The sequence below is a fragment of the Rhodococcus sp. IEGM 1381 genome (genome assembly GCF_030056795.1).
In the GTDB taxonomy this organism is placed as follows: domain Bacteria; phylum Actinomycetota; class Actinomycetes; order Mycobacteriales; family Mycobacteriaceae; genus Rhodococcoides.
The window spans coordinates 1,986,746-2,010,957 of the sequence record NZ_JASHKQ010000001.1; the positions used below are offsets into that span (position 1 = coordinate 1,986,746).

Consider the following 24,212-nt stretch of genomic DNA (forward strand, 5'->3'; position numbering starts at 1 on the left):
ACCACATCCTGCAAGAGACACCGGGTCGACAGTAACGGTTCTTCCTTCGATCCAGCCGATACCGTGGTCCGAATGCCGACTCCCACCTTCGACGACTCGTCCGCCCGCGGTTCCGAGCGTGCGGAACCGCAACGAATCGAGCCGCTGGATGGGCCGGGCGGAAGAGCGGACGATCCGTCACCCACGTCGCGCTTCGTAGCTGCTGTCGTATTCGCTCTGATCGCTGCAGCAGCCGCGGTGGCGGCCCCACTCATCGGCGTCGTCCGAAGCGTCGACGGTTCGCCGGTGGGAAGCGGTGCCGCGTCGGCCGCCCTTCTTTCCGTTGCTCTTCCGGTCCTGGTCGCCGTCGCAGCGGCGGTGGGTGCGGCCACGAGGCGTATCGAGTTCGCCGCGGCACTGCTGGCCGGGTACGGCGCGGTGGCACTCGGCATCGCACTACTGGACGTCGCCCTGCTGTCGGATCCGATCGACGCGAATCGGCTCGAACTCTTCCGTCCCCTGAGCGCCGCCATGCTCGACGCCACCGCCGGTGCCCAGATTCTGCTCGTCGGTCACGCAGCGTCGGTTCTGGCGGGCGTTGCGGGGTGGTCCGCCGTGCATCGCGCCGGGCTGGGTGACGGGTATGGCCACTCGGTGTATTCCGAGCATGTGGGGCGCGCGTCGGCGGGGCGGGTCGGTTCGCTGCTCGGGGCGCTTCTCGGCGCGTTCGGTGTGCTCGCGGCCGTCGCGGCGTTCTCGTCGCTGTATCGCTCGGATGACCCGGTGGTGATCGTGACCGCCGTCGTGGAATCGCCAGTGTTCGTCGCCGTGGGATCCGGCCTCGTCGGTATCGCGGCACTCGTGGTGGTTGCGTCGGCGCTGGCCTCGCTGTCGCCGCTGGTGGCGTCGGGCGCGGCCGTGGGAGCCGGACTCGGCGTGCTGGGGTTCGCGGGCGTAGGTCTGCTCGCCGGACTGAGCACCGGCGCTCGGGTGAGTGCCGGTCTCGGTGCCTATCTGGGGACGGCGGCCGGGATCGGACTGCTGATCTGCGGCGCAGCGCTTGCACCCGTCGCCGCTGCCCGCGACCGTCGCGCGCTGCAGAGAGCGCAGGAACGCGAAGTGGGTGCGCGAGGTGCCCGCGGCGTTGCCGGTCCGGGATCGACCAATCCCGGATCGAACAAGTGGCATGCCGCAGCAGGCGGTGCAGGTGTTCTCGCCGGCGCGCTGTTCGTCGTCGGATCGTTGCTGCCGATTCTCGAGACCGACTCGGGCACCGCCGTGCCGCAGATTCTGGCCACCCGGGTGGTGTTGGTCGCCGGCTTCGTGATGATTCTGGGTTCGGTGCCGCTGCTGTTCTCCGAGTTCGCCTCTGCTGCACGCCCGTTCGTGGGATTGTTCTGGCTCGGCGCGGTGTCGGCGGCGGCGTCGGTGTTGCAATCGGTGGTGCTTGCCGAGGACGTGGACGGAGTGAGTACCGGCATCGGCGCTCTTGCGATCATCGCGGGCGTCGTTGCAGCGGCAGTCACCGGACTGCTGGCACTGTTCGCCGGATCGGCCGAACGCGACGATGTCGACACATCCATGGACGTGTCGACGGACGGCGTCGTGCTGGGCGTCGGGTTGTTCGGTGCGGCTCTCCTCGCGATCGGCCTGGCGCTGCCGCTGTATCGGGGCAGCGACGTCACCGCTGCAACCGTCACCGAATTTCCGTGGGGTTGGGATACCTGGGGGCAGATGGTGCTCGCCGTCGGCATCGTCGTCGCAGCCCTCGTCGCCGCGCGTGCCCGGGCCGCCCGGGGCAGCGTTCTGCTCGCGGCTGCGGCCGTCGCCGGCATCGTTCATCTCGCGTCGTGGCCGCTGACATCTGCGCGTGCAACGGATCCGGTGATGGGGCCCGCCGTTCTGCCTTTGGTGGTGGGAATCGTCGTTCTCGGTGTCGCTGCGGCACTTTCGGCCCGCCGCGCCGATCGGTGACGGCCATTTCATCCCACCCGTAGCGGTGAGATAGGCCACATAGCATGCATGCGCCCGATGCGCCGTCGGGGCACCTGGATAAAGTCCATGCTCAGACCCGCTCACACCCCTGGAGCGGGCGTCAACGTAGACGAGACGGTGAGCTGATGGATCTCTTCGAATACCAGGCGAAGGAATTGTTCGCCAAGCATGGCGTACCCACCTCCGCCGGTCGTGTCACCGACACGGTCGCCGGAGCAACACAGATTGCCGAAGAAATCGGCAAGCCAGTAATGGTCAAGGCGCAGGTCAAGGTCGGCGGCCGCGGCAAGGCCGGCGGAGTCAAGTACTCCAAGGACGTCGCAGCAGCCACCGAGAACGCAGAGGCGATTCTCGGACTCGACATCAAGGGCCATGTCGTCAAGAAGCTTCTCGTCGCAGAAGCCTCCGACATCGCCGAGGAGTACTACATCTCCTTCCTGCTCGATCGCACCAACCGCACCTACCTCGCGATGTGTTCGGTCGAGGGTGGAGTCGAGATCGAGGTGACGGCGGAGGAGAACCCCGACGCACTCGCACGTATCCCGGTCGACGCAGTCAAGGGCGTCGACCTCGCTTTCGCTCGTGAGATCGCCGAGAAGGGCAAGCTGCCCGCCGAGGTGCTCGACGCCGCTGCGGTGACCATCCAGAAGCTGTGGGAGGTCTTCATCAACGAAGACGCTCTCCTGGTCGAGGTCAACCCGCTGGTTCGCACCCCCGACGATCAGATCCTGGCCCTCGACGGCAAGGTGACGCTCGACGCCAACGCAGACTTCCGCCAGGCCGGCCACGCCGAGTTCGAGGACAAGGACGCAGCCGACCCCCTCGAGGCCAAGGCCAAGGAGAACGACCTCAACTACGTCAAGCTCGACGGACAGGTCGGAATCATCGGAAACGGTGCAGGACTTGTCATGTCGACCCTCGACGTCGTCGCATACGCAGGCGAGGCACACGGCGGCGTCAAGCCCGCCAACTTCCTCGACATCGGCGGCGGAGCTTCGGCCGAGGTCATGGCCGCAGGCCTCGACGTCATCCTCGGTGACGAGCAGGTCAAGAGCGTGTTCGTCAACGTCTTCGGTGGCATCACCTCGTGTGACGCGGTCGCCAACGGCATCGTCGGCGCGCTGAAGAAGCTGGGCGACGACGCCAACAAGCCGCTGGTCGTCCGTCTCGACGGCAACAAGGTCGAAGAGGGCCGCAAGATTCTCGCCGACGCCGCGCACCCGCTGGTGACGCTCGCCGGAACCATGGACGAGGGCGCCGACAAGGCCGCCGAGCTGGCAGCGAAGTAGAGGAAAATATGTCTATCTTTCTGAACAAGGACAACAAGGTCATCGTCCAGGGCATCACCGGCGGCGAAGGCACCAAGCACACCGCCCTGATGCTGAAGGCCGGCACCCAGGTCGTCGGTGGCGTCAACGCACGCAAGGCCGGAACCACGGTCAAGCACGTCGACGCTCAGGGCAACGACATCGAATTGCCGGTGTTCGCTTCGGTCGCCGAGGCCATGGAGAAGACCGGAGCCGACGTGTCCATCGCGTTCGTGCCGCCGGCATTCTCCAAGGACGCCATCGTCGAGGCGATCGACGCGGAGATCCCGCTGCTCGTCGTCATCACCGAGGGCATCCCCGTGCAGGACTCCGCGTACGCGTGGGCCTACAACGTGGAGAAGGGCAAGAAGACCCGCATCATCGGCCCGAACTGCCCCGGAATCATCACTCCCGGTGAGGCATTGGTCGGCATCACGCCCGCCAACATCTCGGGAACCGGCCCCATCGGCCTGGTCTCCAAGAGCGGCACGCTGACCTACCAGATGATGTTCGAGCTCCGCGACTTCGGATTCTCGACGGCCATCGGCATCGGCGGCGACCCGGTCATCGGAACCACCCACATCGACGCCATCGAGGCGTTCGAGGCGGACCCCGAGACCAAGATCATCGTCATGATCGGTGAGATCGGCGGCGACGCCGAAGAGCGTGCAGCCGATTACATCAAGGCCAACGTGACCAAGCCGGTCGTCGGCTACGTCGCAGGCTTCACCGCTCCCGAGGGCAAGACCATGGGCCACGCCGGTGCCATCGTCTCCGGCTCGCTGGGAACGGCGCAGGCGAAGAAGGACGCACTCGAGGCCGCAGGCGTCAAGGTCGGCAAGACGCCGTCCGAGACCGCTGCCCTCGCGCGCGAAATCCTGGAATCGCTTTCTGTGAAGTAAGTTTCACTCGTAAGAAGCCCGCCACCGAATCCGGTGGCGGGCTTTTTCGTGCGCTCGCGCCGCGATCCGGGCGCGTGAATGGACCACTGCATACGTCTGGGCGCGGCAATGTGACATTCACGCGGTGCGGGCACACCAGTGGACTAGATTGACCATCGTGCACAACATCTTCACCACCGCTTTTGTGACGGTCCATCGGCTCTACATCAACAAGGTCGAGCGAAAGGGCCGCACCGCAGCGGAGGTCGACGAGATCATTCGGTGGTTCACCGGATTCGACCAAGCCACCCTCGATCGACATCTCGAGGCCGAGACGACGTTCGAGGACTTCTTCGCGGCAGCGAACCTGAATCCGAACGCGACGCTGATCACCGGAGTGGTCTGCGGCATCCGCGTCGAGAATGTCGAGGACCCGCTGATGAAGAGGATCCGGCTGTTGGACAAACTGATCGACGAACTCGCCAAGGGCAAGGCGATGACGAAGATTCTGCGTAGCTGACGATCGGGTTGGAATCACGATGAATCGAACTGTGGTCATTGCTTCGGCGCAGGACTTCACTGTGCGTCATGACAACCACAGAAAATCGTGCTCTCACCAAGAACTGGCCCGACGCTCCCACCGCCGCTGCCGGATGGATTTCTCGCGCCGGTGAGGTGGCTCAACTCCTCGCCGTCGACGCTGTCGCCCGCGACAAGGGACGTGAGGCCCCCTCCGCCGAAATTCAGCTACTCAAGGACGCCGGTCTCGTCACCCTGCTCGGCCCCGTCGAACACGGTGGCGCAGGCCAGGATTGGCCGACGGCGTACCAGGTGATCAGAACCGTCGCCGCAGCCGACGGTTCCATCGGCCAGCTGCTGGGCTACCACCTGTTGTGGTTCTGGGCTGCGCGTCTGGTCGGTACCCCCGAGCAGATCGAGGCCGTCGAAGCCGACGCCACGAAGAACAAGTGGTTCTTCGGCGGAGCCGTCAATCCCCGCGACAACGACGTTGCCGTCACCGACGAGGGTGACACCATCGTGTTCGACGGTTCCAAGACCTTCTCCACCGGCAGCCGCGTCTCGGACGTGACCGTGCTCGAAGGTGCGCTCGAGGGCAGCACCGATCACGTGTTCGCGATTGTGCCGTCCAACATCGAGGGCTTGTCTTTCCACGATGACTGGGACAACATCGGCCAGCGTCAGACCGAGAGCGGCAGCGTGACCATCGACAAGGTTCGCGTCGACTGGGCCAGCGCAGCAGGATTCGTGGACAAAGCCTTTCAGTCACGTGTGTACAACACGCTCAACGTTCCGACCATCCAGCTGGTATTCGTCAACTTCTACCTCGGAATCGCGAGGGGTGCTCTCGAGGAGGCGGCGTCGTACACCAAGGACAAGACCCGTGCGTGGCTGCACAGCACCGTCGACAAGGCCGTCGACGAGCCGTACATCATCGACATCTACGGAGACCTGACGTCCAAGCTGTGGGCCGTCGAAGCTCTGGCCGATGCCGTGGCGTTGGACGGTAGGAAGATTCACGACAACGCCTGGAACGTCACCGCCGAGGAGCGCGGTGATCACGAGGTTCGGGTGGCAGCAGTCAAGGCTCGCGCCACCGAGGTGTCGCTCGAGATCACCTCGACGGTGTTCGAGGCCCTCGGTGCGCGTGCGACGGCCAGCAAGTACGGCTTCGACCGCTTCTGGCGCAACGTGCGAACCCACACCCTGCACGATCCGGTTGCCTACAAGCGACGCGAGGTGGGCCGCTGGGTTCTCACCGGCGAGCTGCCCGAGCCCACCTGGTACTCGTAGAACACGTCCGTAGGAGGAGCACTGTGAGCACCGAAAAGATCTCCGACGCAATCAAGTTCGCGTATTGGGTCCCCAATGTCTCGGGTGGTCTGGTCACCAGCACCATCGAGCAACGCACCAGCTGGGATTACGAGTACAACAAGAAGCTGGCGCAGACCGCCGAGAACAACGGCTTCGAGTACGCGCTCAGTCAGGTGCGGTACGAGGCAAGTTACGGCGCGGAGTTCCAGCACGAATCCACCAGCTTCTCGCTCGCGCTCCTGCTGGCCACCGAACGCCTCAAAGTGATTGCAGCCGTGCACCCCGGGCTGTGGCAACCGGCGGTACTGGCCAAGCTCGGCGCGACCGCGGATCACCTGTCCAACGGCCGCTTCGCAGTGAACGTCGTCAGTGGCTGGTTCAAGGACGAGTTCACCCACCTGGGTGAACCGTGGCTCGAGCACGACGAAAGATACCGTCGCAGCGCCGAATTCCTGCAGGTACTACGCAAGATCTGGACCGAGGACGATGTCGACTTCCGGGGCGACTTCTATCGGATCCATGACTTCACCCTCAAGCCCAAGCCGCTGAACACTCCTGACCGACCCAACCCCGAATTGTTCCAGGGCGGCAATTCTTCTGCAGCACAGGAGAATGCCGGCCGATACTCGGATTGGTACTTCAGCAACGGCAAGGATTTCGACGGCGTCACCGAGCAACTCGACAATCTCCGACGCATCGCGCGTGATCACCAGCGCGAGGTGAAGTTCGGGCTGAACGGGTTCATCATCGCGCGTGATACCGAGAAGGAAGCCCGAGACACGTTGCGCGAGATCATCGAGAAGGCCAACAAGCCTGCTGTCGAAGGTTTCAAGGGAGCAGTGCAGCAGGCCGGTAACTCGACCGGGGACAAGAAGGGAATGTGGGCCGATTCGTCGTTCGAGGATCTCGTGCAGTACAACGACGGGTTCAAGACGCAGTTGATCGGAACACCGGAGCAAGTGGCCGAGCGGATCGTTGCCTACCGTCGCCGTGGCGTCGACCTGATTCTCGGTGGCTTCCTGCACTTCCAGGAGGAGATCGAGTACTTCGGAGCCAGGGTGCTACCGCTGGTGCGGGAACTCGAGGCTGCCGAGGCCGACGAGCAGGAGCTCGTCGCGGCCCGTTGACCTGGAGTGCCTGGATCGGTCGGGTCCGTGCAGTAGCGTGAGTCGACAGGACCCGACCGACCCTGGGTACGTAACTATCAGGATGAGGAGACGCGATGACCTACTCGCCCGGCAGCCCTGAAAACGGGGGCTCCAACCCTGGTGGCTACGGCGGAGGCGGACCGTCGTACGGACCGTCCTCCTCGCCGAATCAGCCTCCGTCGCCTGCGCAGGGCCACGGTCAGGGCCAGCCGTTCCACCAACCGTCGGTATCCAATCCTTTCGGGCCTCCTGTGCCGGGCACCTCGGCGCCCGGCGCGCCTGGGACCTCGGCGCCCGGATCTGCTGCACCCGAACGTAAGTCGCCCGGATCGGGCCTGACGAACCTGCCGAGGATTCTCACGTTCGTGGTGCTCGGCCTCGGTGTCGTGAACTTCCTGCTCGGATTGCTCGATCTCGTCACTGCCGAAGTCAGCTCGGCGCAGGAACTGCCGAGCAGCATCCAAACGTCGTTCAGCACTACGTTCTTCGCTTCCGGTGGCAGCGCGGTGTCGGTAGCGCTGTTGCTGGCCGCCGGCTTGATCGCCGGCGCGTCGCTGCTGCAGAAGGATGCCAAGAACCAGGCCGTGGTTGCCGCCTTGGCGATCACCGGCTTCCTGGTACTGGTCTTCCAGTCGTTCAGTCTGCCGAGCGCCGAGGGCAACGAGTTCGCCAGCACCACCAGCTCGCTCGGTATCGGCGCAATCCTGGTGCTGGTGCTCGGCTTCGTTCAGGCCGCCGCCGCCGTGGTCGCATTGCTGTTCGACGCGGGCATCGTCAAGGCACCTGCCCCCAAGCCCGCGGGCTACGGCAGTCAGAACCAGCAGGCCGGCTACGGCCAGCAGAACCCGTACAACGCGCCCACGACATCGTTCGGTGGGCCGTCGCAGCCCCAGAACTACAGCAATCCGCCGTCGTACGGGCAGGCTCCGGGAGCTCCCTCGAACTACGGTCAGGCTCCGAGTGGACAGGCGTCGGGTCAGCATTCGTACAACCCAGGTGGGCAGCCGGCGTACGGCGGTCAATCCGCGCCCAACACCTCGCCGCAGGGCGGCTACTCACCGCCGCCGTACACCGGTCCGGGAACTCCCGCCGCGGGGCAGGCGTACCCCCCGAATCAGTATCAGTACGGTCAGCCGTCGGGCTACGGCCAGCCCCCGGTGAAGCCCGAGGAGTCCGCATCGGGCGATCAGTCGACGCCCTACGGCGCGCCCACACAGTCGTTCGGCGCCACGCCCGCAGTCGACGACGAGAAGCGCGACTGATTCTGGCATCACATCCAGCTTCGCGGCGCGCCTGACCGGCGTGCCGCGAAGTTGATGCGACTCTCGTTGCGATGAGCGATCTATTGAACCGAGACACTCGACGCGCGGCCGCGAGGACTGCCCGGGTCGGCACCGGGCCTACCCCGGACCAGTCGCGCATGCTTGCCGCCGTGGCGTTCAAGACCTCCGGGCTGGTCGTGGTGATCGCCACCACCCTCGTTCTGCTCACTCTCGTCTCGGTGAACAGTGATCTCACCGGAACCCTCGGAGCGATCGCCGGCACGTGGTTTGCCGTGCATCTGGTTCCCCTGACCATCGGCGGTACGTCCCTCGGTGTCGCACCACTACTGCCGACCCTGATCATCGGCTGGTCCGTTGCCCGCACCGTCCACCGCGCGGTGGATCCGGACACCGAACGCCGCATGGTTCGATGGGTGTTCGCCGCCTCGATGGCCGGCCCGCTCGCCGTCACCGCTATCGCCTTGGCCGTTGCCGGGGACGCGTCCACCGTTATCGGCCTGTCGAGCCCCAATGCTCTCGCGGCTTTCTCCTGGGTAGCCGGCGTGCACGCGGCTGCGTCCGGAACCGGGTTGATCCTTGCGCGCTGGGATTCCCAGGTCCTCCGCCGCGGTCTCCCGGAATGGGTTCGTGCCCTCGTCGCACCGTTCGTGCGCGCACTGTCGATCCTCGTCGCAGGTGGCGCGGCCGTGGTTCTGCTCGCCCTGCTCGCCTCCTGGGAAACCGTCGGTGCATTGGTCGAAGGTGGCCGAGATGTCGTCGGAATGCTCGGCCTGACTGTCCTGTCGGTGCTCTACCTCCCCAACGTCTTGATCGGCGCGCTCGCGGTGGCGACCGGGTCCACAGCTGGTTTCGGCGACGCATCGGTGAGCCTCTTCGCGACGAGTGGTGGCCCGCTTCCGCCGTTGCCGATCCTGGCCGTCCTCCCTGAAGGGCCTGCGCAGACGATCTGGGTCGTCATGCTCGCCGTCCCGATCGGTGCGGGGCTGTTGCTCGGCCGAGACTGCGCCATCCGCAGCGCCGACATCCAGGTAGCAGTGTCTTCGGTGTGGGTGGTGGCAGCTGCTGCCGGAGTACTCGCAGCCCTGTTCGGATACGCCGCAGGTGGAAGCCTCGGCACCTTCGGAACCGTCGAGGTGACCGTCTGGAGCTTCGGACTGTTGACCTTCGCATGGCTCGCCGTCGCGGGCACGATATCCGCGGCCATCGTCGTGTGGCGTCGAGCAGAACCCGAACCCGAACCCGACGAACCGACCCCGGTGGTGGTGCCCGCCGCCGAGGTGGCGATCGAAGCTGCTCCCGCCGAGCAAAAGGCAGACGATCACGTCGAGGAGGTCGTCGAGGCCGAGGTCGTGGACGAACTTCCGGCCGAGCCAGCCCAGGAACCGACTGCTGAGCCGGCGGTCGATGCCGATAACGACGAACCGTTGGACGCCGAGATCGTCGCCCCACCCGGGGACAAGGACGCCGCGGAGGACGGACCTGCCCGGTAGTCGGTGTGTGGGGCGCAGCGACTAGGCTTTCTGCTGGCTCGAACGATCCCCTCGATACCTCAGGAGTAGTGCGCTGACTGCCTTGCGTGAGACACCCGCGCGGGTCGTCGTCCTCGCGTCGGGGACCGGCTCGCTGCTGCAGTCGCTCGTCGATGCGACGGTGACCGAGAATTATCCCGCGCGCATCGTCGCCGTCGGAGTCGATCGGGACTGCGACGCAGTCCGGCGTGCGGACGAGGCCGGGATACCGCACTTTCGGATCGGGCTGCGGGACTATGCCGATCGTGCCGAGTGGGATGTTGCGCTCACCGATGCTGCCTCGAGCTTCGAGCCGGATCTGGTCGTCACCGCGGGCTTCATGAAGATTCTCGGCGAGCGATTTCTCGAGGACTTCGCCGGACGTATCGTCAACACTCACCCCGCGCTCCTGCCGTCGTTTCCGGGTGCGCACGCCGTTCGGGATGCACTCGATCACGGCGTCAAACTGACCGGTTCGACGGTTCATCTGGTCGATTCCGGCGTCGATACCGGGCCGATCCTGGCGCAGGAAGCCGTTCCCGTTCTCGACGACGACGACGAAGCCGCGTTGCACGAACGCATCAAGACTGTCGAGCGACGGTTGCTGGTCGATGTGATCGCAGCCATGGCCACCACAGGTGTCACCTCCGATGGACGAAAGGCTCAGATAATCCGATGAGTGAACGTAAAGCAGTGCGCCGCGCACTGGTCAGCGTCTACGACAAGACCGGACTGATCGAACTGGCGACCGGCTTGCACGGCGCGGGCGTCGCTTTGGTGTCCACCGGATCGACGGCGAGCAAGATCGCCGACGCCGGAATCCCGGTGACCAAGGTCGAGGACCTCACCGGATTTCCCGAGACCCTCGAGGGACGCGTCAAGACACTGCATCCTCGGGTACACGCCGGAGTGCTCGCCGATACCCGTAAGCCCGAACATCTCTCGCAGCTGGAAGAGCTGGGCATCGAAGCGTTCGAGCTCGTCGTGGTGAACCTGTATCCGTTCACCGAGACCGTCGCCAGTGGTGCGACGCCCGACGAATGCGTCGAGCAGATCGACATCGGCGGACCGTCGATGGTGCGTGCCGCGGCCAAGAACCACCCGTCGGTTGCCGTGGTTGTCGACCCCAACCGTTACGAGGACGTGCTGACTGCCGTCGCAGGTGGCGGATTCACCCTCGCCGAGCGGACTTCGCTTGCAGCGCAGGCATTTCAGCACACCGCTGCCTACGACGTCGCGGTGGCGTCGTGGATGAGTAGTGTGCTGGTCGAGTCCGAGTCCGAGTCCTCGTTCCCCGAGTGGATCGGCGGAACCTGGGACCGTGCGGCCGTGCTTCGCTACGGCGAGAACCCGCACCAGGCTGCGGCGCTGTACGTCGATCCTGCGGGCACGGGCATCGCGCAGGCGGAGCAGATGCACGGTAAAGAGATGTCGTACAACAACTTCACCGATTCCGACGCGGCCTGGCGGGCGGCCTTCGATCATGCCGAACCCACCGTCGCGATCATCAAGCACGCGAACCCGTGCGGCATCGCCGTCGGCAAAGACATCGCGGAGGCGCATCGCAAGGCGCACGCATGTGATCCGGTGAGCGCATACGGTGGCGTCATCGCAGCCAACCGTGAGATCACCGTCGAGATGGCCGAGCAGGTTGCCGAGATCTTCACCGAGGTCATCATCGCGCCGTCCTACGCCGACGGTGCCCTCGGAGTATTGCAGCGCAAGAAGAACATTCGCGTCCTTCTGGCGGAGGCACCGCCCACGTCCGGCGTCGAGCTCAAGCCGATTTCGGGCGGCGCATTGCTGCAGCAGCGCGACGTACTCGACGCAGACGGCGACAATCCGGCCAACTGGACACTCGCGGCCGGCGAACCTGCTGACGAGCAGACTCTGAAGGATCTCGAATTCGCTTGGCGCGCAGGAAGAGCCGTCAAGTCGAACGCGATTCTGCTCGCCCACGACGGTGCGTCGGTCGGCGTCGGAATGGGCCAGGTCAACCGCGTCGACGCGGCCCATCTCGCCGTGCAGCGGGCCGGGGATCGCGCCGCCGGTTCGGTGGCGTCCTCCGATGCCTTCTTCCCGTTCCCCGACGGTTTGCAGGTCCTGATGAGTGCAGGCGTCAAAGCGGTTGTGCAGCCGGGTGGTTCGGTGCGCGACAACGAAGTGATCGCTGCCGCACAGGACGCAGGCGTGACGCTGTACCTGACGGGTTCGCGGCACTTCGCTCACTAGCCCCTGGTGCCGAGCTCGAAGTTATGGATGGATTTCTGGAGAAATCCGTCCATAACTTCGAGCTCGGCTAGACCTTTGCCCCCGCGGCGCGCAATTTGTCGCGAACCCGCGCTGCGACGCCCCACGGATCGGTGCGCAGTTGCAGTGCGCTCACCCTGATCACGGTCCAGCCGAGTGCCTCGAGTAAGTGTTGACGCTCGATGTCCCAGGCTCGCTGCCTTTCGTCGGACCAGTGCTGCTCGCCGTCGTACTCCACCGCGACTTTCCAGCGTGCCCATCCGATGTCGATGCGTGCGAACACTCTGCCGTCGGACCCCACCACCTCGATCTGGGTTTGCGGTCGAGGCAGGCCGGCGGCCATCAGTGCCAGTCTGGTGCGTGTCTCCTGCGGTGATTCGGCGCCGGCATCGACGACGTCGAGCACTTTCCTCAACTGGACGATCCCGCGAGCCCCGCCATGACGTTCGGCAAGCCGGGTGATGTCCGAGATGCCTACCCCGGTCGCACGACACAGTGCATCCAGGCGCGCCACAGCGGAACCGAAGGGTGCACGACGCCCCAGATCGTAGGCAGTTCGGGCGGCAGTGGTGACGATCAACCCGTCGATAGTCTCGATTTCGTTCGGTGCCAGCTCGTCGAAGCCGATCCGAAGCCCGTCGAACTTCCGTCTGTGTTCAGCCCAGATGAGCTCGGCATCGTGGTCTGCCGAGATCCAGCCCGATCCGTGGATTGCCGCGGCACTGACGCCGGAGACCACTCCCTTGCCTCGGGAGAACAACCACGCTGCTCTGGCTTTGGTCGGCGCATCCAGTTCGCAGCCCGGGTCGATGTAAACGTCACGATAGATGCGACGGAAGTGATGTCGCAGGTCTTGGCGGGTGACCAATCCGTTGGCCATAGCCTCGGATCCGACGAACGGTGCGCTGTCCATCCATGCACAGTGGCATCGGATTCATGCGAAAAGTGGGCCGAGCGCTGGCTGTGGATGAACAAAATAGTTGTCCACAGTTACAAAGCTGTGCTCGACTTCGGGCTTAGGTGTGCATCGACCGCCGAACTCGAAGTTATGGACGGAATTTGCCCGATTTATGTCCATAACTTCGAGTTGGGCGGGACGGGAACTCCGCTCTCGATGGCAGCAATTGCCAAACGCTCGTAGCGTGGAGAAGTGACCTCTACCAAACCTGGCATCTCCACTCTCGGCGAACTCAAGGCATCCGGACATCGGCAGCGGTCGATCAAGGAGGAGTTGCGGGAGAATCTTCTGAAGGCATTGCGTGACGGCGACGATCCGTGGCCGGGGATCGTCGGCTTCGGCTCCACTGTGTTGCCGCAATTCGAGCGTGCGATTCTGGCCGGTCACGACGTGGTTCTGCTCGGCGAGCGTGGTCAGGGCAAGACGCGACTGCTGCGCACCCTGAATCTGCTGCTCGACGAGTGGGTGCCGGTGATCGCCGGAGCCGAACTCGGGGAACATCCGTACGAGCCGATCACGCCTGCCAGTATTCGTAAAGCCGGAGAACTCGGCGACGACCTGCCTGTCGAGTGGCGGCACCGCAGCGAGCGATACGCCGAGAAGCTCGCCACCCCGGATACGTCGGTGGCCGACCTCGTCGGCGATGTCGATCCGGTGAAGGTGGCCGAGGGCCGCAGCCTCGGCGACCCGGAGACCATTCACTTCGGGCTCGTTCCGCGCAGCCATCGCGGCATCGTGGCGATCAACGAGCTACCGGACCTCGCCGAGCGCATCCAGGTCTCGCTGCTCAACGTCATGGAAGAGCGCGACATCCAGGTCCGCGGCTACACCCTCCGGCTGCCACTCGACGTCATGCTGGTGGCGAGCGCCAACCCCGAGGACTACACCAATCGCGGACGCATCATCACCCCGCTCAAGGACCGCTTCGGTGCCGAGATCAGGACGCACTACCCCCTCGAACTGGACGACGAAGTAGCCGTCATCGATCAGGAAGCGGATCTTCAGGCCGCCGTCCCGACCTACCTGCTCGAGGTGCTCGCTCGCTTCACTCGACTGCTGCGGGAGTCGCCGTCGGTGGACCAGCGCTCCGGCGTCTCCGCTCGATTCGCGATCGCGGCCGCCGAAACCATTGCTGCCGCAGCCGTTCACCGGGCCGCGATACTCGGCGAGGCCGAGCCCGTGGCCCGGCCCGTCGATCTCGGCACCATCATCGAGGTGCTGCGCGGCAAGGTCGAATTCGAGTCCGGCGAGGAAGGACGCGAAATCGAAGTTCTCGAGCACATGCTGCGCCGCGCGACGGCGGATACCGTTCGAGCACATCTCGGCGGCATCAACCTCGCAGCGCTGGTGACAGCGGTCGAGACGGGCGAGCCGATCGTGACCGGCGACCGGATCACCGCCAAAGCTCTGCTCGACGAGCTACCCGACGTCGAGGTCATCGGCGACATCCACGAGCGGCTGAACGCGACCTCGGACGGCGAGAAGGCAGCCGCGGTCGAACTCGCGCTCGAAGGTCTCTACCTCGCGCGCCGGATCTCCAAGGACCCGGACGACGACGGTCAGACGGTGTACAGCTGATGCGTCGCTCCAGATACGGGCGGTATCACGACGGGCCGGATCCCCTTGCACCACCGGTGGATCTGCGCGAGGCGCTCGACGCCATCGGCGAGGATGTGCTCGAGGGCGCGTCGCCGCGTCGGGCATTGCAGGAGATGCTGCGGCGTGGGACGAAGAACATGCGTGGGCTCGACGACCTGGCCGCTCAGGCCGCCAAGCGGCGACGAGACCTGTTGAAGAAGAACAACCTCGACGGCACCCTGCAGGAGGTGCGTGAGCTGCTGGACAAGGCTGTGCTCGAGGAGCGCAAGGCGTTGGCGCGTGCCCTCGACGATGATGCGCGGTTCCAGGAGATGCAGATCGGCGATCTCTCACCGTCCACTGCCCAAGCGGTGCAGGAGCTTTCGGACTACGACTGGCGTTCGTCGGAGGGGCGAGAGAACTACGAGAAGATCAAGGACCTGCTCGGACGCGAAATGCTCGATCAGCGTTTTGCGGGCATGAAGCAGGCCCTCGAAGGTGCCACCGACGAGGACCGCCAGGCCATCAGCGAGATGTTGAAGGACCTCAACGAATTGCTCGACGCCCACAACAAGGGTGAGGACACCGACGAGCAATTCGACGAGTTCATGAACAAGCACGGTCAGCACTTCCCGGAGAACCCGAAGAACGTCGACGAGTTGCTGGACTCGCTCGCGCAGCGGGCCGCGGCGGCGCAGCGGCTGCGTAACTCTCTGACCCCCGAGCAGCGGGCCGAGTTGGATGCATTGGCGCAGCAGGCTTTCGGTGACTCGAACCTGCTCAGTCAGCTCGATCAACTCGATCAGAACCTGCAGCAGGCACGGCCCGGTGAGGACTGGGACGGCTCGCAGAACTTCCGCGGCGAGAACGGTATGGGTCTGGGCGACGGCACCGGCGCACTTCAGGACATCGCCGATCTCGAGAATTTGGGAAACCAACTCTCGCAGCAGTACAACGGAGCTGCCCTCGACGACATCGACGCCGATGCTCTGCTGAAGCAACTCGGGCCGGAGGCTGCGGCCGATGCGCGGATGCTCTCGGAGCTCGAAAAGGCTCTGCAGCAGCAGGGATTCATGGACAAGGGTGCCGACGGGCAATGGCGTCTGTCACCCAAGGCAATGCGTCAGCTGGGGCAGTCCGCGCTCAAGGACGTCGCGGGAAAGTTGTCTCGACGCGGCGGCGAGCGGGACACTCGCAAGGCGGGTGCGATGGGCGAGCCGACGGGAGCGTCGCGGGCGTGGGAGTTCGGCGACACCGAACCGTGGGATGTCACGCGCACGGTCAACAACGCGGTACTGCGCTCGGCGGCAACAGGATCGGGTTTTCCGGTGCAGCTGCAGGTGACCGATGTCGAGATCAGCGAGACCGAGACTCGAACGCAGGCGGCCGTGGCCCTGCTGGTCGATACCTCGTTCTCGATGGTGATGGACGGCCGTTGGGTGCCGATGAAGCGCACCGCACTGGCTCTCAATCACCTCGTCAGCACCAGGTTTCGCGGAGACGATCTGCAACTGATCGGATTCGGCAGGCACGCAAAGACATTGACGGCGTCGGAGCTGGCGGGGTTGGATGGTGCCTACGATCAGGGCACCAATCTGCACCACGCACTGATGTTGGCAGTACGGCATCTGCGGCGTTATCCCAACGCACAGCCGGTGGTCCTGATCGTCACCGACGGTGAGCCGACTGCTCATCTCGAGCCGGACGGCCATGCGTACTTCGACTACCCGCCGTCCTCCAAGACATTGGGACTGACCGTTCGCGAGCTCGATACCGTCGCGAAACTCGGTGCGCAGGTGACGATCTTCCGGCTCGGTGACGACCCCGGCCTGGCCAGAGTTGTCGACAAGATGGCCGAACGAGTGGGCGGGCGAGTCATCGCGCCGGACCTGGACGGGCTGGGTGCTGCGGTGGTGAGCGACTACCTCAAGCGTCGGCGGTCCTAGCTCACTTGTGGGGAGCCTTGATATCGACGCTGACGCCACCCCAGAAAGCGAAGCCGGTGATGATCACGCGCGGCGCACCCGGATGCGTCGCGCTGACGTGCTCGAAACCGCCCATGATGCCCATGCCGCGGACTTCGACGCTCACTCCGGGCGGCACGGTGACCTCGATGCCGCCCATGATGGCCACACAGTTGATGGTGGTGTCGGCTGCGGAGAACGAGGCTCGGCGTAGGTCGAGTTCGATGCCACCCCAGAAGGCGAACGCATCGATGCGCGACGCGGCGGCCCACTCTCCCTTGCGCACGGCACCACTCATGATCGCGATCACGCGGTCGTTCGCGGAACCACCCGACGGTGCGGACGCGGGAGGCGGAGTCAGTGCCAGATCGCCGGTCAGCAGATCCAGTTCGCCGTAGGTTTTGGCCTGGTACACCGCGGCAGTGCGTTCGTCGTACTCGCTCACGGTGAGCTGGCCGTTCGCGAAAGCATCGCTGAGTAACTGCGCGACGAGGTTCCTGTCTGCGTCGGCAGCCCGTACTCGGCTTCGATCTCGGTCGGGGAGATGATCGCTCACCGCTCGGACCCTACCTGCGTAGCGGTCAGGCCGCATTCAGGATGGTGCGGCTACCGAGAGGCGATGCCAATGTCATCTGCATGGTCGCGTAGACAGCGACCATGATGCAGGACTTGTCGGCAGCGTCGGGCCTGGTGCCGGTGCGCAACTCGACGGTGACGGTCGAGTCGGTCTCGGTCACCGTGGCGTCGGCCCCGTAGCACTCCGGAGTTCCGGTCACGAAGTGCACCGCGATGGTGTTGGGGGAAACCTGGCTCCACGACTCGAAGGGAGTGGTGGTGGCGCGGATCAGGTCAGGAGTCGGCTCGAACATCGTGCCGACGTCGCCGACGGGAACCTCGTGTGGAACCGGAGGGGCGCTGGGCTGCTGGATGTGGCCGACGGGTGTGGTGGAACCGACCGTGGGCGTTGTGTCCTCGTCGCCACCGGAGGCCGTACTGCAGCCCGCCAGCAGCAGGCACAACATGACACCTGCAGCGAGAAACCTCATGCTTCCAAACTAGCGCCGGGAGCTGAGGAGAACCTTTGTGTTCGGCTCACGCGAGGAACACCGTCACGAGTGCGATGACGGGGATCGACACGAGCGTGGTCACGAACGCAGTGTCACGGGCGAGTACCACTCCGCGCTGGTAGCGGCTGGCGAAGACGAACACGTTCTGCGCGGTGGGCAGTGCCGACACGACGACGATGGCGAACAGGTCGTGACCGTCGAGACCGAAGACGAACCGGGCCATGAGGTAGCCGAGCAGTGGCTGCAGCGCCATTTTGAACACTGTTGCCAAGGCAACATCCCGCCGCGGACTGATGCCCTTCTGCAGTACGCGGGCACCGTAGAGGGACAGACCGAAGGCGAGCAAAGCGCCGGGTACGGACGCATTTCCGACGAGTTGGAACGGCTGCATCAACGCCTCGGGCAGCTCGAATCCCGTGATCGACAGAACGAGCCCCGCGGCTCCGGCCAGCACGATCGGGTTTCTGAACGGTGTGGTTATGGTCTTGAACAGTGAGACCTCGTCGATCTTGGTGGAGATGTCGAGGATGGTCACGGCGATCGGCGTGTAGATCATGATCTGGAACAGCAGCAGGGGAGCGACGAAGTTGGCGTCGCCCAGTACGAACACGGCGATCGGGATGCCCAGGTTGGCGGCGTTGACGTACGAACTTGCCAGCGCACCGACAGTCGCGTCGGGCACGGCCCGTTTCAGCGCGAGCTTCGCTATGACGAAATAGATGGCTCCGACGAGCAGTGCAGTGGAGCCGGCGACGGCCAACACTGGCGAGAGGATGACCGACAGGTCCGAGTTCGCCAAGGTGACGAACAGCAGTGACGGAGTCGCGACGAAGAACACGAGACGACTGAGGACGAATTGGCCATGCTCGCCGAGCACTTTCAGATGTGCCAGCAGGTAACCCAGTGCGATGACCACGAAAATGACGGTGAAGCCTTCGAGAACGCCGGACATCGTCGAAGTGCTCATCTCTTGATAGGGAACGACAGAAAGGCCACGTAGCCGGATGGCTACGTGGCCTTTCTCGAAAGCTGATTCAGCGGCTGGTGAACGGCAGCAATGCCATTTCACGAGCGTTCTTCACTGCGACAGCGACCTGGCGCTGCTGCTGCGGGGTGAGCCCGGTGACCCGACGGCTACGGATCTTGCCGCGGTCGGAAATGAACTGACGAAGAAGGTTGATGTCCTTGTAGTCCACCGTGGTGACCTTGGCGGCATTCAACGGGTTCTTCTTCGGTCGACGACCCGCCTCTGCGCGGACCTTCTTCGACGGTGCTCTCTTGACTGCCATCTCTACCTTTTCCCTTACCAGCTCGACTTGTGGACGCCTGGCAGCTCCCCACGGTGTGCCATCTCGCGCATTTTCACGCGGGACAGCCCGAATTTCCGTAGGTAACCGCGCGGACGTCCATCCGCAGCGTCACGATTGCGCAATCGTACCGGACTCGAATCGCGTGGCAGACGCTGCAGTGCTGCTTGGGCCCGTGCGCGCTCGGAATCGCTGCTCGAGGGCTTGCGAACGATCTCCTTGAGCTCCGCGCGACGCGTTGCCCAGCGGGCGACGATCACCTTGCGCTGCTCGTTCTTCTCGATCTTGGACTTCTTCGCCATAACTAACGCTCTTCCCGAAAATCGACGTGCTTGCGGACGACCGGGTCGTACTTCTTCATCACCAAGCGGTCGGGGTCGTTGCGACGGTTCTTGCGGGTGACGTAGGTGTAGCCGGTACCGGCAGTCGATTTGAGTTTCACGATCGGTCGGACGTCGGTGCTCTTGCCCATCAGATCTTCTCCCCACGTGCGCGGATCTTGGCGACCACGGCATCGATGCCGTCGCGGTCGATGGTCTTGATGCCCTTGGTCGAGAGGGTGAGGGTGACGCGTCGGCCGAGGCTCGGTGCGTAGTACGTCTTGCGCTGGATGTTGGGGTCCCACCTGCGGCTGGTGCGCACGTGGGAGTGCGAGACCGACTTTCCGAAGCCGGGGGTGCGGCCGGTGACTTGGCAGTGCGCAGACATGAGCACTCCTTTCTTGCCGTTATGACAATCGTTTTCGACAAAGCGTGTTCACGAATGTAGCGTGCATTCGTAGGTAATGAAAATCGTTGTCGAGAAGAAGGGTGCTCGTGAACAACTCACCGGACGATCGAACCCCGATGGTCCTCGTCTCCGGCTGGACCGGAGCCATGGACGCAGTGGTGACGTCGCTACTCGCGCCCGGGACCGTTGCAGTCCGCCACGACCTGAGCCGCGTCACCGAGGGCGTCGTGCGGCGCACGCTCTCTGTACTGGGCGAGAATCCCCGAGAGACCATCCTGGAACTGGCGCACGGCTGTGTGTCCTGCACGCTCCGCGAGGACCTGCTGCCGCTGCTGCGTGCTCTGTCGACGCGCAGCAGTGTCGATCGCATCGTGCTCGCGATGGACCCCGCACTCGAACCCGAGGCGTTGTGCTGGGCCGTCGAGAACGTCGTCGTGGCGGGCGTCGTCGGGCAGATCGACGGCCCGGCCTCGCGGGATGTGCGTATCGATGCCGTGATCGGCTGCCTCGATGCCGCAACCTGGTTGGCCGACGCCACCGGCGACGACGCGTTGGCCGATCGAGGCGTCGTCGCCAGTGGTGACGACGATCGAACCGTCGCGCAGTTGGTCGTCGGCCAGGTCGATTACGCCGACGCCCTCGTCGTCACCGCCGGTCCCGAGGTCGATGCGTGGGAACGTGCTCGGCTTTCTGCTGTCCTCGCGCGGTTGGCCCCGAACGCACCTGTTGTCTGGGTCGCTCACGACGCAATGGTCGACGCCCCGGCGCTTCTCGCGTCTGTGCCCGCCGACGCCCGGCGCGGTGCGATCATCGATGCCCATTCGCCGCTGCTGCGGGGTCAGCCCCCATTGACGGTCGACTGCGGAGTCGCACTCGTCGAATTCACCGCAACCCGGCCCTTTCATCCCGAACGTTTGCACGAGGCCATCGACGTGTTGCTCGACGGCGTCGTCACTGCCCGCGGACGGGCCTGGGTTGCGACGCAGCCCGACGAGGCGCTGTGGATCGAATCAGCCGGCGGCGGATTGCGGGTGGCGAGCGCCGGAAAGTGGCTTGCTGCAATGACTCCGGTGCAACAAGAGCGTATCGATACCACTCGACGAGCGATGGCAGCGCTGCGGTGGGACGAGCAGTTCGGTGATCGAGACACTTCCCTGGTGATTTTGATCCATCAGGCCGACCCCACCGAGATCGACCGCACTCTGCAGTGGGCGTTGGTCTCCGACGACGAGATGACCGACCCCGCTTTGTGGTCCACCTGGACCGACCCGTTCGGCCAGTGGCACGAAGACCCCTGCGAGAGCAGTGAATCCCCGTACGCAGAACAGTCACGAGAGGCAACAGAATGAAGCCAGACATCCATCCCGACTACCACCCTGTGGTGTTTCAGGATTCGAGTACCGGAAACAAGTTTCTCACCAGATCGACCGTTACGTCGGTTCGCGAGACCGAGTGGGAAGACGGCAACACCTACCCGCTGGTCGTCGTCGACGTCTCGTCCGAATCGCACCCTTTCTGGACCGGAGCCGCGCGCGTGATGGACACCCAGGGACGCGTCGAGAAGTTCGAGAAGCGATACGGCCGTCGAAGCCGAAAGGACCTCTGAGCCATGGCTGTTCCGAAGAGGAAGATGTCACGCTCGAACACGCGGAGTCGTCGCGCCCAGTGGAAAGCCGTCGCGCCGGATCTGGTGACGGTGCGTTTCCAGGGCGCGGAGTTTCGGGTTCCCCGCAGACTGGTCAAAGCAGTGCAGTCCGGGGTGTACGACCCGAGCTGACCCCAGTACGTTTGTCCGATGAGTCAGATGGCACCGTCAGCGAAAGACGTGAAGCGATGGCGGCAATACCTCGCCGACGAGCGGGCCGAGGCCGCCGTCTATCGCGATCTGGCAGGCCGACGCACCGGCGAGGAGCGAGAAATATTGCTCGAGCTCGCCGATGCGGAAGGCCGCCACGAGCAGCACTGGCGAAATTTGCTGGGTGAACGGGTCGGCATGCCGCTGAAAGGCGACATCCGCACTCGAATCCTCGGTGTCCTGGCGCGTCGCTTCGGTTCGGTATTCGTACTCGCGTTGGCGCAGCGAGCCGAGACTCGCTCACCGTACGCCACGGACGCCGATGCAACAGAGGCGATGACCGCGGACGAGCAGATTCACGCCGAGGTCATCAGAGCGCTCGCCGCGCGTGGTCGCAATCGGCTGTCCGGCACGTTTCGGGCTGCAGTATTCGGTGCCAACGACGGGCTGGTGAGCAACCTGGCTCTGGTCCTTGGCATCAGCGGTTCCGGGGTGTCCAATCAGATCGTTCTGGTCACCGGGCTGGCCGGCCTGCTCGCCGGTGCGCTGTCGATGGGTGCGGGCGAATACGTCTCGGTGCGCTCGCAACGTGAACTGCTCGAGGCGTCGTCCCCGGACAGTGCGGCGCGCGATGCCGTGCAGCATCTGGACGTCGACGCCAACGAACTGGCGCTGGTGTACCGGGCCCGGGGAATGACACACGAGGAGGCCGACGCCAAAGCGTCGGAAGTGTTGCAGTCGTTGCCCACCGACGATGAGATGGCCCCCGACGTCGACGAGCACGAGTCCGTCGGAACCGGACTGGGCGCGGCCGGAGCCAGCTTCTGCTTCTTCGCCTCGGGTGCCGTCATCCCGGTGTTGCCGTACCTGTTCGGTCTCGAAGGCTATGTGGCCCTTGCCGTTGCGGCCGTCCTTGTTGGGCTGGCACTGATCTGCACCGGCCTGGTGGTGGGCCTCCTCAGCGGTGGCCCGCCCGTCAAACGTGCACTGCGACAGCTGGCCATCGGCTATGGCGCGGCGGGGGCGACGTATCTGCTGGGACTCGCATTCGGTGGGGGAGTCTAGGGACCGGCGTCTTGGGCAAGCTTGCGCACTGTTGGGCCCCATCGACGGGATCCCGCTCGCGCATGCCCATACCGTGCACTCCGTCCCGCGTCCCTTCCATCCTCGCCGTTCGACGTAAATCGCTCGCGTCGGACACGTTTCGCTCGATAGGGTCATCGCCATGCGTGCCACTTGTCTGCCCTGTGCGACTCTCGATACGAGAGCCGGACTGAGCATTGTGCTGCGCGCATATTCGCCCGAACTACGTGCTGCTCTCCGTTGCAAACAGGCACAGTTCGTGAAGCGACCCATCGAATAGCTCTCTCGTGGAGGGGGCAGAAAGGAACATCATGCCCCCGAACAAGGTGGGCTTACGGCTGCTCAATTGGGCGTCACAGGTCGAGGACAATACGCTCGAGCAGGCTCGCGAAACAGCATCGATGCCGTTCGTGCATCCGCACGTCGCTCTGATGCCCGACGCCCACAGCGGTATGGGAAGCGCCGTAGGAACAGTGATTCCTACGCTGGGCGCTGTTATTCCGGCCGCCGTCGGTGTCGATATCGGCTGCGGAATGATCGGCGTCCGAACGGAATTCACCTTCGGCGACCTCGACGGACGGAACCTGAAGGATCTTCGACTCGCAATCGAGGCCAGCATCCCCCTCTCGCCCGGCAACTACAACGTCGGTGTCGATCGTTGGGAGTTCACTGCGCCCAAGCTGGTCGAGCTCGAGGAGTTGGCGGCCAAGGACGGTGTCGAGCTGAACCACTCACCGCAGTGGCGTGAGCAACTCGGTTCGTTGGGCGGCGGAAATCACTACATCGAGTTGTGCCTCGACGAGACCGATCGGGTGTGGCTGTTTCTGCACAGTGGGTCGAGGGGTGTCGGCAACAAGATCGCCAAGAAGCACATCGCGATCGCACAGCGTCTGTGTGCGCAGTGGTGGATCCCGTTGCCCAACAAGGATCTGGCCTACCTGCCAGAGAGCTCCCATGAATTCGGACAGTACCTCCGAGAACTGAAGTGGGCTCAGCGCTTCGCGTACCTCAATCGGGCCGAGATGATGGACAGGTTCAGTGCGGTATTCGCCGAGTGGATGGGAACCGACGATCATCGCGAGGTCGAGCGGATCAATTGCCATCACAACTACACGGTGAAGGAAATTCATGCTCAGAAGGATGTGTGGCTTACGCGTAAGGGTGCGGTAGACGCACACGAGGGCGTCAAGGCGATCATCCCCGGGTCGATGGGAACTCGTTCCTACGTGGTCGTCGGTAAGGGCTCACGGGCCGGGCTGTGCTCGGCTCCTCACGGTGCCGGTCGGCAGTTCTCGAGGACCGAGGCCAGGAAGCGGTTCACCCACGAGGACCTGCAGGAGCGAATGAAGGGGATCGAGTTCCGGGACAGTGCAGACTTCATCGACGAGATTCCGGACGCCTACAAGTCCATCGATGTCGTGATGGAGGACGCCCGCGACCTGGTGAACATCGAGCACGAGCTGCGGCAGATCCTCAACGTCAAGGGGACCTGAGCATTTTCTCGTCGTGCCCGGGACTTCGTCGCGGTTACGAAGTTCCGGGCATGG

25 protein-coding genes are annotated in these 24,212 nt (G+C 64.4%); 17 read left to right on the forward strand and 8 right to left on the reverse strand.

The genetic code is table 11. The features are described from left to right. The first annotated feature begins 72 nt into the window (after window positions 1-72). The 10 genes from QM797_RS09370 (at window position 73) to purH (ending at window position 12,166) form a co-directional block, all read left to right on the forward strand. Window positions 73-1,953, forward strand: a complete 1,881-nt coding sequence (locus QM797_RS09370) for a hypothetical protein (protein WP_283275077.1) — start codon at window positions 73-75, stop codon at window positions 1,951-1,953. A 146-nt stretch (window positions 1,954-2,099) separates the two neighbouring features. After that, window positions 2,100-3,263 (forward strand): ADP-forming succinate--CoA ligase subunit beta, encoded by a 1,164-nt coding sequence (gene sucC / locus QM797_RS09375; RefSeq protein WP_283275079.1) that lies wholly within the window; start codon window positions 2,100-2,102, stop codon window positions 3,261-3,263. A gap of 8 nt (window positions 3,264-3,271) precedes the next feature. Continuing rightward, the gene (sucD, locus tag QM797_RS09380) at window positions 3,272-4,183 is read left to right on the forward strand and encodes a succinate--CoA ligase subunit alpha (RefSeq protein ID WP_222096109.1); all 912 of its coding nucleotides are present in this window, start codon (window positions 3,272-3,274) and stop codon (window positions 4,181-4,183) included. Between the two features lie 154 nt (window positions 4,184-4,337). Next, complete coding sequence (locus QM797_RS09385) at window positions 4,338-4,682, forward strand: DUF2200 domain-containing protein (RefSeq protein ID WP_502942305.1); 345 nt, start codon at window positions 4,338-4,340, stop codon at window positions 4,680-4,682. Between the two features lie 68 nt (window positions 4,683-4,750). Continuing rightward, window positions 4,751-5,974 carry an acyl-CoA dehydrogenase family protein gene (locus tag QM797_RS09390; RefSeq protein WP_283275080.1) on the forward strand — a complete coding sequence of 408 codons (1,224 nt, stop codon included), beginning with the start codon at window positions 4,751-4,753 and terminating at the stop codon, window positions 5,972-5,974. Between the two features lie 23 nt (window positions 5,975-5,997). Further along, on the forward strand, window positions 5,998-7,122 hold the full coding sequence (sfnG, locus tag QM797_RS09395; protein WP_283275081.1) for a dimethylsulfone monooxygenase SfnG: 1,125 nt from the start codon (window positions 5,998-6,000) through the stop codon (window positions 7,120-7,122). Window positions 7,123-7,217: 95 nt separating this feature from the next. Beyond that, on the forward strand, window positions 7,218-8,405 hold the full coding sequence (locus QM797_RS09400; RefSeq protein WP_283275082.1) for a DUF5336 domain-containing protein: 1,188 nt from the start codon (window positions 7,218-7,220) through the stop codon (window positions 8,403-8,405). Window positions 8,406-8,476: 71 nt separating this feature from the next. Continuing rightward, entirely contained in the window at window positions 8,477-9,916 is a 1,440-nt protein-coding gene (locus QM797_RS09405) for a cell division protein PerM (RefSeq protein WP_283275083.1), read from the forward strand. 82 nt (window positions 9,917-9,998) lie between these two features. Then, window positions 9,999-10,613 carry a phosphoribosylglycinamide formyltransferase gene (gene purN, locus QM797_RS09410; RefSeq protein ID WP_283275085.1) on the forward strand — a complete coding sequence of 205 codons (615 nt, stop codon included), beginning with the start codon at window positions 9,999-10,001 and terminating at the stop codon, window positions 10,611-10,613. Then, on the forward strand, window positions 10,610-12,166 hold the full coding sequence (gene purH, locus QM797_RS09415) for a bifunctional phosphoribosylaminoimidazolecarboxamide formyltransferase/IMP cyclohydrolase (protein WP_283275086.1): 1,557 nt from the start codon (window positions 10,610-10,612) through the stop codon (window positions 12,164-12,166). The genes purN and purH overlap by 4 nt, the downstream gene beginning before the upstream one ends. A 67-nt stretch (window positions 12,167-12,233) precedes the next feature. Here the strand turns inward: purH and QM797_RS09420 are convergent, their stop codons facing one another. Next, a complete protein-coding gene (locus QM797_RS09420) occupies window positions 12,234-13,097 on the reverse strand; it encodes a PDDEXK-like endonuclease domain-containing protein (RefSeq protein WP_283275087.1) in 864 nt (287 codons plus the stop codon). Window positions 13,098-13,334: 237 nt separating this feature from the next. Here QM797_RS09420 and QM797_RS09425 point away from each other — a divergent pair, with 237 nt between their 5' ends. After that, window positions 13,335-14,720: a sigma 54-interacting transcriptional regulator gene (locus tag QM797_RS09425; protein ID WP_283275088.1), complete on the forward strand. Its 1,386-nt coding sequence runs from the start codon at window positions 13,335-13,337 to the stop codon at window positions 14,718-14,720. Next, on the forward strand, window positions 14,720-16,666 hold the full coding sequence (locus QM797_RS09430; RefSeq protein ID WP_283275089.1) for a vWA domain-containing protein: 1,947 nt from the start codon (window positions 14,720-14,722) through the stop codon (window positions 16,664-16,666). The genes QM797_RS09425 and QM797_RS09430 overlap by 1 nt, the downstream gene beginning before the upstream one ends. Window position 16,667: 1 nt before the next feature. Here the strand turns inward: QM797_RS09430 and QM797_RS09435 are convergent, their stop codons facing one another. The 7 genes from QM797_RS09435 to rpmB form a co-directional block, all read right to left on the reverse strand. Next, on the reverse strand, window positions 16,668-17,240 hold the full coding sequence (locus QM797_RS09435; protein WP_283275090.1) for a DUF1707 SHOCT-like domain-containing protein: 573 nt from the start codon (window positions 17,238-17,240) through the stop codon (window positions 16,668-16,670). Window positions 17,241-17,265: 25 nt separating this feature from the next. Continuing rightward, a complete protein-coding gene (locus QM797_RS09440) occupies window positions 17,266-17,730 on the reverse strand; it encodes a metal ABC transporter substrate-binding protein (protein ID WP_283275091.1) in 465 nt (154 codons plus the stop codon). 46 nt (window positions 17,731-17,776) lie between these two features. Continuing rightward, window positions 17,777-18,703: an AEC family transporter gene (locus tag QM797_RS09445; protein ID WP_283275338.1), complete on the reverse strand. Its 927-nt coding sequence runs from the start codon at window positions 18,701-18,703 to the stop codon at window positions 17,777-17,779. 82 nt (window positions 18,704-18,785) lie between these two features. Continuing rightward, window positions 18,786-19,040: a 30S ribosomal protein S18 gene (gene rpsR, locus QM797_RS09450; RefSeq protein ID WP_008719028.1), complete on the reverse strand. Its 255-nt coding sequence runs from the start codon at window positions 19,038-19,040 to the stop codon at window positions 18,786-18,788. A gap of 14 nt (window positions 19,041-19,054) precedes the next feature. Beyond that, entirely contained in the window at window positions 19,055-19,360 is a 306-nt protein-coding gene (rpsN, locus tag QM797_RS09455; protein WP_283275093.1) for a 30S ribosomal protein S14, read from the reverse strand. A 2-nt stretch (window positions 19,361-19,362) separates the two neighbouring features. Then, the gene (gene rpmG, locus QM797_RS09460; protein ID WP_170944568.1) at window positions 19,363-19,533 is read right to left on the reverse strand and encodes a 50S ribosomal protein L33; all 171 of its coding nucleotides are present in this window, start codon (window positions 19,531-19,533) and stop codon (window positions 19,363-19,365) included. Then, window positions 19,530-19,766, reverse strand: a complete 237-nt coding sequence (gene rpmB, locus QM797_RS09465) for a 50S ribosomal protein L28 (RefSeq protein WP_032395753.1) — start codon at window positions 19,764-19,766, stop codon at window positions 19,530-19,532. Before rpmB ends, rpmG begins: the two co-directional genes overlap by 4 nt. Window positions 19,767-19,903: 137 nt before the next feature. On the opposite strand from rpmB, the gene mrf reads away from it, so the two are divergent. From mrf to QM797_RS09490, 5 genes are all read left to right on the forward strand, one after another. Then, window positions 19,904-21,136 carry a ribosome hibernation factor-recruiting GTPase MRF gene (mrf, locus tag QM797_RS09470; protein WP_283275339.1) on the forward strand — a complete coding sequence of 411 codons (1,233 nt, stop codon included), beginning with the start codon at window positions 19,904-19,906 and terminating at the stop codon, window positions 21,134-21,136. Then, a complete protein-coding gene (locus tag QM797_RS09475) occupies window positions 21,133-21,393 on the forward strand; it encodes a type B 50S ribosomal protein L31 (RefSeq protein WP_283275094.1) in 261 nt (86 codons plus the stop codon). Before mrf ends, QM797_RS09475 begins: the two co-directional genes overlap by 4 nt. A gap of 3 nt (window positions 21,394-21,396) precedes the next feature. Beyond that, window positions 21,397-21,564: a 50S ribosomal protein L32 gene (rpmF, locus tag QM797_RS09480; protein ID WP_283275095.1), complete on the forward strand. Its 168-nt coding sequence runs from the start codon at window positions 21,397-21,399 to the stop codon at window positions 21,562-21,564. Between the two features lie 18 nt (window positions 21,565-21,582). Beyond that, complete coding sequence (locus tag QM797_RS09485) at window positions 21,583-22,647, forward strand: VIT1/CCC1 transporter family protein (RefSeq protein ID WP_283275096.1); 1,065 nt, start codon at window positions 21,583-21,585, stop codon at window positions 22,645-22,647. A gap of 329 nt (window positions 22,648-22,976) precedes the next feature. Beyond that, on the forward strand, window positions 22,977-24,158 hold the full coding sequence (locus tag QM797_RS09490) for an RtcB family protein (RefSeq protein ID WP_283275097.1): 1,182 nt from the start codon (window positions 22,977-22,979) through the stop codon (window positions 24,156-24,158). Window positions 24,159-24,212: the final 54 nt, after the last annotated feature.